The organism is Pseudomonas sp. R3-56, assembly GCF_051132075.1.
Classification (GTDB): Bacteria; Pseudomonadota; Gammaproteobacteria; order Pseudomonadales; family Pseudomonadaceae; genus Aquipseudomonas.
The window spans coordinates 5,543,028-5,555,944 of sequence record NZ_CP071657.1; the positions used below are offsets into that span (position 1 = coordinate 5,543,028).

At 63.0% G+C, this 12,917-nt stretch carries 12 protein-coding genes; 2 read left to right on the forward strand and 10 right to left on the reverse strand.

Annotated elements, in window-relative coordinates; all coding sequences use genetic code 11:
- Nucleotides 1-49 precede the first annotated feature (49 nt).
- The 7 genes from hflX to J3P96_RS25235 all read right to left on the reverse strand — a co-directional run bounded on the left by hflX (nt 50) and on the right by J3P96_RS25235 (nt 7,985).
- On the reverse strand, nt 50-1,351 hold the full coding sequence (gene hflX / locus J3P96_RS25205; protein ID WP_434653819.1) for a ribosome rescue GTPase HflX: 1,302 nt from the start codon (nt 1,349-1,351) through the stop codon (nt 50-52).
- 12 nt (nt 1,352-1,363) lie between these two features.
- Nucleotides 1,364-1,624, reverse strand: a complete 261-nt coding sequence (hfq, locus tag J3P96_RS25210) for an RNA chaperone Hfq (protein ID WP_058546527.1) — start codon at nt 1,622-1,624, stop codon at nt 1,364-1,366.
- A 91-nt stretch (nt 1,625-1,715) separates the two neighbouring features.
- Nucleotides 1,716-2,687 carry a tRNA (adenosine(37)-N6)-dimethylallyltransferase MiaA gene (gene miaA, locus J3P96_RS25215; protein ID WP_434626376.1) on the reverse strand — a complete coding sequence of 324 codons (972 nt, stop codon included), beginning with the start codon at nt 2,685-2,687 and terminating at the stop codon, nt 1,716-1,718.
- On the reverse strand, nt 2,687-4,600 hold the full coding sequence (gene mutL / locus J3P96_RS25220; RefSeq protein WP_434653820.1) for a DNA mismatch repair endonuclease MutL: 1,914 nt from the start codon (nt 4,598-4,600) through the stop codon (nt 2,687-2,689). The genes miaA and mutL overlap by 1 nt, the downstream gene beginning before the upstream one ends.
- Nucleotides 4,597-6,027 (reverse strand): N-acetylmuramoyl-L-alanine amidase, encoded by a 1,431-nt coding sequence (locus tag J3P96_RS25225; RefSeq protein WP_370871022.1) that lies wholly within the window; start codon nt 6,025-6,027, stop codon nt 4,597-4,599. Before J3P96_RS25225 ends, mutL begins: the two co-directional genes overlap by 4 nt.
- Before the next feature lie 3 nt (nt 6,028-6,030).
- Nucleotides 6,031-6,498: a tRNA (adenosine(37)-N6)-threonylcarbamoyltransferase complex ATPase subunit type 1 TsaE gene (gene tsaE, locus J3P96_RS25230; RefSeq protein ID WP_434653822.1), complete on the reverse strand. Its 468-nt coding sequence runs from the start codon at nt 6,496-6,498 to the stop codon at nt 6,031-6,033.
- Nucleotides 6,486-7,985: an NAD(P)H-hydrate dehydratase gene (locus J3P96_RS25235; RefSeq protein ID WP_434653824.1), complete on the reverse strand. Its 1,500-nt coding sequence runs from the start codon at nt 7,983-7,985 to the stop codon at nt 6,486-6,488. The genes tsaE and J3P96_RS25235 overlap by 13 nt, the downstream gene beginning before the upstream one ends.
- A gap of 63 nt (nt 7,986-8,048) precedes the next feature.
- On the opposite strand from J3P96_RS25235, the gene queG reads away from it, so the two are divergent.
- Complete coding sequence (gene queG, locus J3P96_RS25240; protein ID WP_434653826.1) at nt 8,049-9,128, forward strand: tRNA epoxyqueuosine(34) reductase QueG; 1,080 nt, start codon at nt 8,049-8,051, stop codon at nt 9,126-9,128.
- Here the strand turns inward: queG and J3P96_RS25245 are convergent.
- Together J3P96_RS25245 and orn are read right to left on the reverse strand one after the other, a co-directional pair.
- Nucleotides 9,110-9,721 (reverse strand): trimeric intracellular cation channel family protein, encoded by a 612-nt coding sequence (locus J3P96_RS25245; protein ID WP_305497211.1) that lies wholly within the window; start codon nt 9,719-9,721, stop codon nt 9,110-9,112. The genes queG and J3P96_RS25245 overlap by 19 nt on opposite strands.
- A 245-nt stretch (nt 9,722-9,966) precedes the next feature.
- Nucleotides 9,967-10,509, reverse strand: a complete 543-nt coding sequence (gene orn, locus J3P96_RS25250; protein ID WP_305497212.1) for an oligoribonuclease — start codon at nt 10,507-10,509, stop codon at nt 9,967-9,969.
- A 109-nt stretch (nt 10,510-10,618) separates the two neighbouring features.
- Here orn and rsgA point away from each other — a divergent pair, with 109 nt between their 5' ends.
- The gene (gene rsgA, locus J3P96_RS25255; protein ID WP_217861119.1) at nt 10,619-11,650 is read left to right on the forward strand and encodes a small ribosomal subunit biogenesis GTPase RsgA; all 1,032 of its coding nucleotides are present in this window, start codon (nt 10,619-10,621) and stop codon (nt 11,648-11,650) included.
- Nucleotides 11,651-11,869: 219 nt separating this feature from the next.
- On the opposite strand, the gene motB is transcribed toward rsgA, so the two are convergent.
- Entirely contained in the window at nt 11,870-12,916 is a 1,047-nt protein-coding gene (gene motB / locus J3P96_RS25260; RefSeq protein ID WP_434602651.1) for a flagellar motor protein MotB, read from the reverse strand.
- Between the last annotated feature and the right edge of the window lies 1 nt (nt 12,917).

A 12,917-nucleotide genomic window follows, 5' to 3' on the forward strand; every position in this document is an offset into this window, starting at 1 on the left:
GGCGCGCCGGCCAATGCTACAGAATGCCTGACACAGCTTTCTCAGGCTTTTATTGCAAAGTGTGTTGCTCGATGAATTCCATCGGTTGCAGCCCTTCACGACTGACCAGCCGGTTCAGTTCCGACCGAGGCAGGCGAACGGCCAGCAGGCAGACACCGTCTTCGTCGTGTTCTTCTTTCTGCACCGCCCCCAGCTCGAAAAACTGGGCACGCAGCCGGGCAAAACGCTGTGACAGCTTCAGGGTGCCGACAAACAGGTCGTCGCCCAGCAGCTCCGCCACGGCCTGCTTGAGCAGGTCCAGGCCGCTGCCATCACGCGCCGACAGCCAGACCCGCTGCGGCTTGCCGTCGGCATCGCGCTGGATCTGCGGTTCCACGCCCTCGAGCAAATCGAGTTTGTTGTATACCTCGAGGATCGGCAAGTCCTGCGCCCCGATCTCGCCCAGCACCACCATGACCTGCTCGATCTGCAGCATCCGGTCCGGCTCGGCAGCATCGATCACATGCAGCAGCAGGTCGGAGTTGCTCGACTCTTCGAGCGTAGCCCGGAAAGCCTCGACCAGTTTATGCGGCAGGTGCCGGATGAAGCCCACGGTGTCGGCCAGTACGATCGGCCCGAGGTCGTCCAGGTCGAGCCGGCGCAGGGTCGGGTCGAGCGTGGCGAACAACTGGTCGGCCGCGTAGACGTCGGACTGGGTAACGTGATTGAACAGCGTCGATTTGCCGGCGTTGGTATACCCCACCAGTGAAACCGTCGGGATGTCCGCCCGCTTGCGGCCGCGTCGCGACTGCTCGCGCTGGCTGCGGACCTTCTCCAGTCGCCCCTTGATCTGGCGCAGGCGAACCCGCAGCAGGCGCCGGTCGGTTTCCAGCTGGGTTTCACCCGGGCCACGCAGGCCGATACCGCCTTTCTGGCGCTCAAGGTGAGTCCAGCCGCGAACCAGCCGTGTGCTCATGTGCTCAAGCTGGGCCAGTTCGACCTGGAGCTTGCCTTCATGGGTACGCGCGCGTTGGGCAAAGATATCGAGAATCAGCCCGGTGCGATCGATCACGCGACACTCGAAGACACGTTCGAGGTTACGTTCCTGACTGGGCGTAAGGATGTGATTGAAAATCACCAGATCGATGTGCTCGGCCTTGACCAGGTCGCGCAACTCCTCGACCTTGCCACTGCCGATCAGGAACTTGGCGGTTGGCCGATGACGCGGCACGTTGACAAACGCGACGGTCTCGGCGCCGGCCGAAATTGCCAATTCCTGAAACTCCTGCGGATCTTCGCGCGCCTCAGGGTCCTGTCCTTCCAAGTGAACGAGAATAGTCCGTTCACCACCACCGTGGCGCTCAAAGAACAAAGGAGGCTCCTATCAAGCGTTACCCGGCTCAGCGTCAGCGCCTTCGGATTCGGTTGCGCTAGGCAGACGAATTGGACGAACCGGCACTACCGTCGAGATAGCGTGTTTGTAGACCATCTGGCTGACGGTGTTTTTCAGCAGGATGACGAACTGGTCGAAAGACTCGATCGTGCCTTGCAGTTTGATCCCGTTGACCAGATAGATGGACACCCCAACTTTTTCTTTACGTAAAGTGTTCAAGTAAGGGTCTTGTAGCGAATGCCCTTTTGACATGTGCCGCACTCCTTTAAGGATCAATTATAAAAATCGGAATCAGATGGCTTGGGCCGTCACACCCCCAAGGATAGACGGCAATTGCAAGGACTCAGCTCAATATGGAGATGGTCCCAAGGTATTTCAAGGCGCGTGGCAGATTGTCGCAATCAAGGCTGTCGAGCCAATGCAAGTCAGTCCAGCTGCGCAACCAGGTGAACTGGCGCTTCGCCAATTGGCGCGTGGCGATAATCCCACGCTCGCGCATCTCGGCTGACGTCAGCTTGCCGTCCAGGTAATCCCAGACTTGTCGATAACCTACCGCACGTATAGACGGCAACCCGGCATGCAGGTCACTTCGCTCACGCAGGGCTACGACCTCGTCTATGAACCCCTGTTCCAACATCAATGTGAATCTTTGTTCAATACGCTGATGCAACACTTGCCGGTTCGCCGGAGCGATGGCCAGATTCGCGACAGTATAGGGCAATTGTTGCAGTCCCGAAGCGGCTGCTTCAGTACTTTGCGCAGATTGTCGCTGGCGCAGGGCCGTCATGCTCTGGCCGCTGACCCGATAAACCTCCAGCGCTCGGCTGAGCCGCTGCGGGTCGTTGGGGTGAATACGCGCCGCCGACTCGGGATCGATCAGCGCCAATTGCTCGTGAAGCGCTTGCCAGCCAAGGCGCGCAGCCTCTTCTTCGATCTGCGCGCGCACCTCGGGATCGGCCGCCGGCATGTCCGCCAGCCCGTCGACCAAGGCCTTGTAATAGAGCATGGTGCCGCCCACCAGCAGCGGAATCTTGCCCCGCGCGGTGATCTCGGCCATGGCCTGGAGCGCATCACGCCGGAAATCGGCTGCCGAGTAAGCGTCGGCCGGGTCGAGGATATCGATCAGGCGGTGCGGATATTCAGCCAGCAGTTCCTTCGATGGCTTGGCGGTGCCGATGTCCATGCCCCGATAGACCAGGGCCGAGTCGACGCTGATCAACTCGCAGGGCAGCACCTTGGTCAGTTCGATGGCCAGGTCGGTCTTGCCGGCGGCCGTCGGCCCCATCAGGAAGATAGCCGGAGGGAGCTGGCTCATCAGCGACCGCGCAGGAACAGTTTGTCCAGGTCGTCCAGGCCCAATTGGGTCCAGGTCGGCCGGCCATGGTTGCATTGACCGCTGCGTTCGGTGTTTTCCATATCCCGCAGCAGACCGTTCATTTCCGGCAGGGCCAGGCGCCGGTTGGCGCGGATTGCGCCGTGGCAGGCCATGGTGCCGAGCAGTTCGTTCAGGTGCGCCTGGATCCGGTCACTGGTGCCGTACTCCATCAGGTCCGCCAGCACGTCGCTGACCAGGCGATTGGCCTCGGCCTGTTTCAACAAGGCCGGGATCTGCCGGATCGCCAGGGTCTCCGGGCCCAGGCGCTGCAACTCGAAGCCCAGGCGCTGGAACCAGCTCACATGTTCTTCGGCGCAATCGGCTTCGCGCTGGCTGACGGCCAGGGATTCCGGCACCAGCAGCGGTTGCCCGCTCAAGCCTTCGCTGGCCATGGCGATCTTCAATCGTTCGTACATGATCCGCTCGTGGGCGGCGTGCATGTCCACCAGGACCAGGCCCTGGGCATTTTCCGAGAGGATGTAGATACCTTTGAGCTGCGCCAGGGCATAGCCTAGCGGCGGGATATCGCCCTGGCCATCGGGCAATGCCGCCGCACCGGCCTCCTGCAACGGCTTGAAAAATTCGCGATAGGCAGCCTGGGCCTCCGCCGCCGGCACATTCGACTGAGGACGCGGCGTGTATTGGTATTGATAGCCGCTGCCGGCACCGCTGCCGGCCGTGTTATAGACCGGCTGGGGCTGGGGTTGCTCAAGCAGCGCGTTGGCCGCAAGGCGCATTTCGCCCTGGGGGCCGAATTCGCCAGCTTCCAGTCCGCTTGGCCGGACCATGCCGGCCACCGCCGCCGGGGCCGCCAGTTGATCTTCGGGACGCACATCGCCCAGGGCGCGATGCAAAGTGCCATAGAGGAAGTCATGGACCATGCGCCCGTCACGGAAACGCACCTCGTGCTTGGTCGGGTGCACGTTGACGTCCACCACCGAAGGGTCGACCTCGAAAAACAGCACGAAGGTCGGATGCCGACCGTTGAACAGCACATCGCGATACGCCTGGCGCACCGCGTGGGCCACGAGCTTGTCGCGCACCGCGCGGCCATTCACATAGAAATACTGCAAGTCCGCCTGGCTGCGGGAGAACGTCGGCAAGCCGACCCAGCCCCACAGGTGCAGGCCATTGCGCTCCACCTCGATGGGCAATGCCTGCTCGAGGAAACCCGCACCGCACACCGCGCCCACGCGCCGGGCGCGGGCCGCATCATCGTTGGCCTCGTGCAGGCTGAGGATGGTCTTGCCGTTGTGGCGCAGATGAAACGCCACGTCAAAACGCGCCAGGGCCAGGCGCTTGATGACTTCCTGCAGATGATCGAATTCGGTTTTCTCGGCCTTGAGAAACTTGCGTCGGGCCGGGGTATTGAAGAACAGGTCGCGCACTTCTACCGAGGTGCCCACCGGATGGGCGGCGGGCTGGACGCGAGAAGCCATGTCGCGGCCTTCGGTCTCGACCTGCCAGGCCTGGTCGGCATCGCGGGTGCGAGAAGTCAGCGTCAGGCGCGACACCGAGCTGATGGACGCCAGCGCCTCGCCACGAAACCCCAGGCTCATGACCCGCTCAAGGTCTTCCAGGTCGCGAATCTTGCTGGTGGCGTGGCGAGCCAGCGCCAGCGGCAGGTCGTCGGCGGGAATGCCGCCACCGTCATCGCGCACCCGCAACAGTTTGACGCCGCCCTGCTCGACATCGACGTCGATGCGCTTGGCCCCGGAGTCGAGGCTGTTTTCCAGCAGTTCCTTGATGACCGACGCCGGGCGCTCGACCACCTCACCGGCAGCGATCTGGTTCGCCAGCCGCGGGCTGAGCAGTTCGATGCGAGCGTTGCCGCCAATCACTTCATCCGTCATTGCTTGACCGCCACTTCGTTGCCGGGAATGGTCAGGGTCTGGCCGATCTTCAGCTCGTCACTCTGCAGGTTATTGGCGCTGCGCAAGGTAGCGGGCGACACCTGGTAGCGCACCGCGATCATCGCCAGGGTTTCGCCAGGACTGACGCGATGATCCCGTGGTCCCTGGGCAATCTTGCCCGAGTCGCGCAGCCAGGCGATGTAGGTGCCCGGCGGCGGGTTCTGCTGGAAGAACTGCCGCACACCACTGCTGATGGAACGGGCCAGGGCCTGCTGATGGCTCGCGGAGGACAGTTTCGAGGCTTCGTTGGCGTTGGAGATAAACCCGGTTTCCACGAGGATCGACGGGATGTCCGGCGACTTGAGCACCATGAATCCGGCCTGTTCGACGCGTTGCTTGTGCAGCGGGGTAACGCGGCCGATGTTGCTCAGGACCTTTTGCCCAACGTTGAGGCTTGACGTCAACGAGGCGGTCATCGACAGATCCAGCAACACGCCAGCAAGCATCCGGTCCTTGTCGTCGAGGCTGACATTGCCGGCACCGCCGATCAGGTCGGAACGGTTTTCACTGTCGGCCAGCCAGCGCGCGGTCTCGGAAGTGGCGCCACGATCGGACAGGGCAAATACCGAGGCGCCGAACGCAGCCTTCGAAGGCGCGGCGTCGGCGTGGATCGAGACGAACAGGTCCGCACCTTTCTTGCGGGCGATCTCGGTGCGGCCACGCAACGGAATGAAGTAGTCGCCGGTGCGGGTCAGCTCGGCGCGAAAGCCCTTCATGCCGTTGACCTGGCGCTGCAACTCCCGGGCGATGGCCAGCACCACGTCTTTCTCACGCTGACCGCGCGAGCCCGAGGCGCCAGGGTCTTCGCCACCGTGGCCGGCATCGATGACCACGATGATGTCGCGTTTGCCGGCTGGCGCCGGTGGCAGCTTGAGCGCAGGCTCGGTGGGTGTGACCGGCACGGCAGGCACCGTCGCGACCTTGGTCGGGGGCGGTGGCGCAGGCGCGGCGTCGGCCGGGTTATCGAACAGATCCACCACCAACCGGTTACCGTACTGGGCATTGGGTGCGAGGGTGAAACTCTTCGGGGTCACGGCCTGTTTCAGGTCGATGACTACTCGCAGGTCGGTGGGCGTGCGCTGGGCCGAACGCATCGCGGTAATCGGCGTGTTGGCCGTGGGCACGTTCAGCGGCGCGCCCAGGGATGCACCGTTGATGTCGATCACCAGGCGATCCGGGGCCGCGAGAGTGAACACGCTGTGCTGCACCGGGCCTGTCAGGTCGAACACCAGCCGGGTGTTGTCCGGCGCCCGCCAGAGGCGAACACTGTTGACCTTTGTCTCAGCCACAGCATCGACGGCCAGTGCCGTAAGCAACAGTCCTACGACAGCAACCACCGCGCGAAAGCGCATACCAAACCCCATCATCAATTAGTTTTCCAGTGCCAGAGCGGCACACCACGACTCGCCACGCGAGCCTTGCGGCGTCAGTTTCAGCGAACGCCCGCCGTTCTGCGCGCCAATGGTAATGGTCAGGTCGGGCTTTGGCAAAAAGCCTGCACCCTTCTGAGGCCATTCGATCAGGCACAAGGCGTCATCTTCGAAATAATCACGGATCCCGAGAAACTCCAGCTCCTCAGGATCGACCAGTCGATACAGGTCGAAATGGAAGGCGCGGGCACCACCGATCTCGTAGGGCTCGACCAACGTGAACGTGGGGCTCTTGACCGAGCCGACATGCCCGAGGCCGCGAATGATGCCACGGGACAGGGTGGTTTTCCCCGCACCAAGGTCACCTTCGAGAAAAATCAGACCATGGCCTGCGGTGATCTGCGCGATGCGGGCGCCAAATTGTGTCATGGCTTGTTCGTCCGCCACGTACAGGGTTACTTCAGACACGGTGAATGCTCCTCCAACAACTGACGAATGGCCGGAATCAGATCGGTCGCGGCCAATCCGCGACCCGAGCGACCGACCTGCACCCCGGCATTGGCATGCAGCCAGACGGCCAGGCACGCGGCTTCGAATCCTTCCATTCCCTGGGCCAGCAAAGCGCCGGCCACTCCAGCGAGGACATCCCCCAGGCCAGCGGTGGCCATCGCCGGATGACCCTGACCGCAAACCGCCAGGCGCCCGTCCGGGCTGGTGATCAGGCTACCGGCGCCTTTGAGAATCACGCAGGCTCGGTATTTTTTGCTCAATGCGTGGGCCGCCGCTGGACGATCGGCCTGCACCTGAACGGTGGAAATCCCCAGCAGTCGCGCGGCCTCGCCCGGATGCGGGGTGATGATGCACTGCTCCGGCAGACTGACCACGCCATGGCTCAACAGACTCAGCGCATCGGCATCCCACACCTGCGGCAGCGACGCATTGGCCGCCGCCGACAACAGGCTGCGCCCCCAAGCGGCCTGGCCCAGGCCCGGCCCCACCACCAGCACGCTGGCCTGCTTGAGCAACCCCATCAACTGGTTAGCCGAATGGGTGCCTTGCACCATCACCTCGGGCAAACGCACCAGCGCGGCGGCCACGTGCTCGCTGCGGGTCGCCATCGAAACCATCCCCGCACCGCTGCGCAAGGCGCTTTCGGCGCTCATCTGGATGGCGCCGCCAAAACCGCGGTCGCCGCCAATCAACAGCACATGACCAAACTTGCCCTTGTGGGCTGAAGGCGCACGGGGCGGCAGACGCGGCAGGTTATGCGGCAAGAGCAATCGAGCGTTGGCCGGCGCCGCGTCAACGAGGTCCGGGTCCGCGTGCAGGTCGTTGAATACCAACTCTCCCACCCGATCCGCCGCATCGCCGGTGAACAGACCAAGCTTCAGGCCAATGAAGGTCACGGTCAGGTCCGCCGTCACTGCGGTACCCAGCACCTGACCGGTGTCGGCACACAACCCGGAAGGGATATCCACCGCAGCGACCGGTAACCCACTGACATTGATGGTGTCGATTGCCCGGACATACGGTTCTCGAACGTCACCGCTCGCCCCGGTGCCGAGCAACGCGTCGAGCAGAACACCGCGCAATTCGCAATCATCCGACCAAGGTTCCACCGGCACACCGACCGCCACGGCTTCGGCATGGGCATTGGCGGCATCACCCAGCAACCGCCGGGGTTCGCCTACCGCCAGTACCCGGACCGCCCAGCCGGCACGCCGGGCCAGAGTCGCCACCAGGTAGCCATCGCCGGCGTTGTTGCCATGGCCGGCGAATACGGTCAACTCGCCGGCCTCAGGCCAGCGCCGGACGATCGCTCGCCAGGTGGCGCGGGCGGCGCGCTGCATCAATTCGAAGCCGCTGGTGCCCGCCGCGATCAGTTGTGCGTCGAGGGCCCGGACTTGCGCGGCACTGTACAGCGCGTCGGGAAATTCATCTTTAGTCTGCGGCATGCGTCTTCGGGCTCCGATGTCTGGCAGAATTATACGCATCTCAGCTCCGGTTTCTCTCGCCTCATGCCTGCCATTCCCACAGACCTCCCCGCCCTCGCCCAATCCATCAAGGACTGGGGCCGCGAGCTGGGCTTCCAGCAAGTCGGCATCAGCGGCCTGGATCTTGGCGAGCATGAGCAGCACTTGCAACGCTGGCTCGAAGCCGGCTACCACGGCGAAATGGATTACATGGGCGCCCACGGCAGCAAACGCTCGCACCCGGAAGAACTGGTTCCGGGCACGCTGCGGGTGGTGTCCCTGCGCATGGACTACCTGCCGGGCGACACCCGAATGGCGCAATTGCTTGGCGAACCGGAAAAAGCCTACGTCTCGCGCTATGCGTTGGGCCGCGATTACCACAAATTGATCCGTAAACGCGTGCAGCAATTGGCAGAAAAAATCCAGGCAGCCATCGGCCCCTTCGGCTATCGCGCGTTTGTCGACAGCGCACCGGTGCTGGAAAAAGCCATTGCCGAACAGGCCGGGCTGGGCTGGATCGGCAAAAACACCTTGGTGTTGAACCGCAAGGCCGGCAGCTATTTCTTCCTCAGCGAACTGTTCGTCGACCTGCCCCTGCCGGTGGACCCGCCCCATGGCACCGAGCATTGCGGAAAATGCACCGCCTGCCTGGACATCTGCCCGACCAACGCCTTTGTTGGTCCCTACGTATTGGATGCCCGGCGTTGCATCTCCTACCTCACGATCGAACTGAAAAGCGCTATCCCCGAGGAGCTGCGGCCGCTGATTGGCAATCGGGTGTTCGGTTGCGATGACTGCCAGATCGTCTGCCCGTGGAACCGCTTCGCCCGGCCCTCCGTGGAAGGCGACTTCAAGCCACGCCACAACCTGGACAATGCCGAACTGGCCGAGCTGTTCATGTGGGATGAGGACAGGTTTCTCAGCAGCACCGAAGGTTCGCCATTACGCCGCGCCGGTTATGAGCGCTGGCTGCGTAACCTGGCGGTGGGGCTTGGCAATGCGCCGACGACAATTCCCGTGTTGGAGGCGTTGAAGGCTCGACAGGATTATCCGTCAGCCCTGGTGCAGGAACATGTGCAATGGGCGCTGCGCCAACATGCCGAGCGTCAGACTTCGTCGTTATAGACGAACTTGGGCATTTCCCAGTGAAACCGGATCGCCAGGAGCCTCAGCAGGAAACCACCAAACAGGGTGATCAGAATCGCCTGCTCGCTGGGCAATTGCAGGTAGACGCACAGCAGGTAGCACCACGCGGCAGCGAAGGAGACGCTGGCATAGAGTTCGCGACGGAAAATCAGCGGGATATCGTTACAGAAGATATCCCGCAGAATGCCGCCAAAAACCCCGGTAATCACCCCACTGACCGAAGCCACCAACATGCCATGGCCCATTTCCAGCGCGGTCATGCAGCCGATCAAGGTAAACGCCACCAGCCCGACGGCATCGAGCACCAGGAACAGCGAGCGCAGGTGACGCATCCACCGCGCGAGGAATACCGTCAACATGGCCGCCGCGGTCGTCAGCACCAGGTATTCCGGATGCTTGACCCAGGTCAGCGGGTAATGCCCCAGCAGCACGTCGCGCACCGAGCCGCCACCCAGCGCCGTGATACAGGCGATCAGCACCACGCCGAACCAGTCCATGCCACGCCGCCCGGCAGACAAGGCGCCGGTCATGGCTTCGGCGGTAATGGCGATCAGATACAGCATCAGCAACATGGTGGCAGTCCTTGCGGGAAGGCGCGCAGTCTAGCCAGTTTGGGCAGGCACCAAAAGGGGGCGCGGCGCCGACCCTGGCTGAGAGGATCCCCTGTGGCGAGGGAGCTTGCTCCCGCTCGGCTGCGCAGCAGTCGCAAACCGGACAATTGAGTCTTCCTGGAAAACTGCTGGGGCCTGCTTCGCAGGCCAGCGGGAGCAAGCTCCCTCGCCACAAGAGCGGGCCCTTGCCACAAGAGCGCTTTCGATCAGAACTTGATGAAGTGCTTGCGATAATGCTGCAACTCGGCGATGGATTCGCGGATGTCATCCAGGGCCAGGTGGGTGCTGCCCTTCTGGAAACTGTCACGCACCTCTGGCGCCCAGCGGGCGGCCAGCTCCTTGAGCGTGGAGACATCCAGGTTGCGGTAATGGAAGTAGCTTTCCAGGGATTTCATGTGGGTATAAAGGAAGCGACGGTCCTGGCAGATGCTGTTGCCACAGATCGGCGACTTGCCCCTTGGCACCCATTGTTCCAGGAAGGCGATGGTCTGGGCTTCGGCCTCGGCCATGCTGATCCTACTCTCGCGCACCCGTTGGGTCAGGCCCGAGCCGCCGTGCTGGCGGGTGTTCCACTCGTCCATGCCGGCCAGCACCTCATCACTGTGGTGGATCGCAATCACCGGCCCCTCGGCCAGGGTGTTGAGATCGCTGTCGGTGACGATGGTGGCCATTTCGATGATGACGTCGGTGTCAGGGTTCAGACCGGTCATTTCCAGGTCGATCCAGATCAGGTTCTGCGGGTTTTGCATGGGGGAGCTCCTCGGCTTAGCTGCGCAGTTTAGCCTAGGCAACCGGTCGGGCGTGCTAAACTCGCCGCCGTTTTACCCTATTCGCTGCATTTCTTCATACGGAACACCCATGGCCAAACGCCAACTCAATCGTCGTCAGAACTGGCGCATCGAAAAGATCCAGGGCGAGCGCGCCGCCCGCGCAGCCAAACGTGAATCCAGTGCCGTCGAGGCCCTGGAGGGCGGAGACCTGGGCCCTGAGCAGACGGGACTGGTGATCGCGCATTTCGGCGTCCAGGTCGAGGTCGAGGCCCAGGAAGGCGAGTTGGCCGGCCAGGTATTCCGTTGCCATTTGCGGGCCAACCTGCCGGCGCTGGTGACCGGCGACCAGGTGGTCTGGCGGGCCGGCAACCAGGGCATCGGCGTGATCGTCGCGCAACTGCCGCGCCACACCGAGCTGTGCCGCCCGGACAGCCGGGGCCAGCTCAAGCCGGTAGCGGCCAACGTCGACATGATCGTCATTGTCTTCGCCCCGCTGCCTGAGCCCCACGCCAACCTGATCGACCGTTACCTGGTGGCGGCCGAACACGCCGGCATCCGCCCGTTGCTGTTGCTCAACAAGTTCGATCTGATCGACGAACACAACGCCCCGGCGCTGAACGCCCTGCTGTCGGTCTATCGGGATCTGGGTTACCCGGTGCTGGAAGTCTCGGCCCACCACGGCAACGGCATGGAGCAATTGCAGCAGCAACTCGACGGGCGCATCAGCGTGTTCGTCGGCCAGTCCGGCGTCGGCAAGTCTTCATTGGTCAACAGCCTGCTGCCGGAAGTCGAGACCCGCGTCGGGCCGTTGTCCGAGCTGTCCGGCCAGGGCACCCACACCACCACCACCGCGCGGCTGTTCCACTTTCCCGGCGGCGGTGAGCTGATCGACTCGCCGGGCATCCGCGAGTTTGGCCTGGGCCACGTCAGCCGGGCGGATGTCGAAGCCGGGTTCATCGAGTTCAACGACCTGATCGGCACCTGCCGCTTCCGCGACTGCAAGCACGACCGCGAACCCGGCTGCGCCTTGCTCAAGGCGCTGGAAGAAGGCCGCGTGCATCAACAACGGATGAACAGCTACCGTTCGATCATCGCGAGCTTGCCGGAAAGCAGTTACTGACCTGCAGGCAATGCAAGGCTGATCTCTCCTGTGGCGAGGGAGCTTGCTCCCGCTGGCCTGCGAAGCAGGCCCGGCTGTTCTTCAGGCAGACCGGATCGGCCGGTTTTGCGACTGCTGCGCAGCCGAGCGGGAGCAAGCTCCCTCGCCACAAAAAGCAAGCAAGTCTCAACTGAACAGTGCTCATAAAAAAGCCGACAATGATGTCGGCTTTTTATTGGGTCACTGCGCTGGCGGCTCCGCCGGTTTCGGCGCGGCGTCGTCGAACAGGTTCAGGCGCTCGCGCAACTCATGGGCCGGCACTGGTTGCTGGTCCGCCGGCAGAGCGTTCGGATCGGCGGCCGCGCCAGGCGTGGCGGGCGATGCAGGCACTTCGCCCGGCGCGCCCTCGCCCGGGGCCGGGTCTGGCGCCGGATCGTCGGTTTGCGAACCTTCGATGGCTTTCTGGGCTTTCTTGGTCAACACCACGATGTCGATGCGGCGGTTGACCGGGTTGAACGGATCCTTGCGATCGAACAACGCCGAAGACGCATAACCGACGACCCGCGCCACTTGCTCATCCGGATAGCTGCCCGCCACCAGGGCACGCCGTGCCGCGTTGGCCCGGTTGGCTGACAATTCCCAGTTACCGAAGTCGCCTTTGCCGACGTAAGGCTTGGCATCGGTGTGGCCACTGATGCTGATCTTGTTCGGCACCGCTTTGATGGTATCGGCCATGGCGAGCAGGATGTCTTCGAAATACGGCTTCAGGCGCGCACTGCCAGAGTCGAACATCGGACGGTTATCAGCGTCCATGATCTGGATGCGCAGGCCGTTCGGTGTGATCTCGAAAAGGATCTGGTCCTTGAATTTCTGCAGCTCCGGATTTTCTTCAACCTTGTTCTGCAATTCCTGCAGGAGCAGTTCCAGGCGTTCGCGCTCGACCTGCTCGGCCATGCCCTCGGCCTCATTGGCGTCGACCGTCGCCTTGTCAGGTTGAGGCTGGGATTTGACCTCGGGGTTGAGGGTATTTTCCGGCGCCAGGACCGGCGAGCCGCCCAGGTCGATGATGTAGGGCGTGCCGCTCTCGGAAAAACCGATCGGATCCTTGAAGTAACCGGCGATGGCGATTTTCTGTTCCGGGGTCGCGGTGGACAGCAGCCACAGCACCAGGAAGAACGCCATCATCGCCGTGGCGAAGTCGGCGAAGGCAATTTTCCAGGCGCCCCCGTGGTGCCCGCCGGCAATGCGCTTGACGCGCTTGACTATAATGGGCTGGTTATTTTCCATA

Bases quoted from the DNA above. Each gene is read 5' to 3' on its own strand.
- hfq (WP_058546527.1), bottom strand. From the start codon at position 1,624: ATGTCAAAAGGGCATTCGCTACAAGACCCTTACTTGAACACTTTACGT.
- miaA (WP_434626376.1), bottom strand. From the start codon at position 2,687: ATGAGCCAGCTCCCTCCGGCTATCTTCCTGATGGGGCCGACGGCCGCC.
- mutL (WP_434653820.1), bottom strand. From the start codon at position 4,600: ATGACGGATGAAGTGATTGGCGGCAACGCTCGCATCGAACTGCTCAGC.
- J3P96_RS25225 (WP_370871022.1), bottom strand. From the start codon at position 6,027: ATGATGGGGTTTGGTATGCGCTTTCGCGCGGTGGTTGCTGTCGTAGGA.
- J3P96_RS25235 (WP_434653824.1), bottom strand. From the start codon at position 7,985: ATGCCGCAGACTAAAGATGAATTTCCCGACGCGCTGTACAGTGCCGCG.
- queG (WP_434653826.1), top strand. From the start codon at position 8,049: ATGCCTGCCATTCCCACAGACCTCCCCGCCCTCGCCCAATCCATCAAG.
- J3P96_RS25245 (WP_305497211.1), bottom strand. From the start codon at position 9,721: ATGTTGCTGATGCTGTATCTGATCGCCATTACCGCCGAAGCCATGACC.
- orn (WP_305497212.1), bottom strand. From the start codon at position 10,509: ATGCAAAACCCGCAGAACCTGATCTGGATCGACCTGGAAATGACCGGT.
- rsgA (WP_217861119.1), top strand. From the start codon at position 10,619: ATGGCCAAACGCCAACTCAATCGTCGTCAGAACTGGCGCATCGAAAAG.
- motB (WP_434602651.1), bottom strand. From the start codon at position 12,916: ATGGAAAATAACCAGCCCATTATAGTCAAGCGCGTCAAGCGCATTGCC.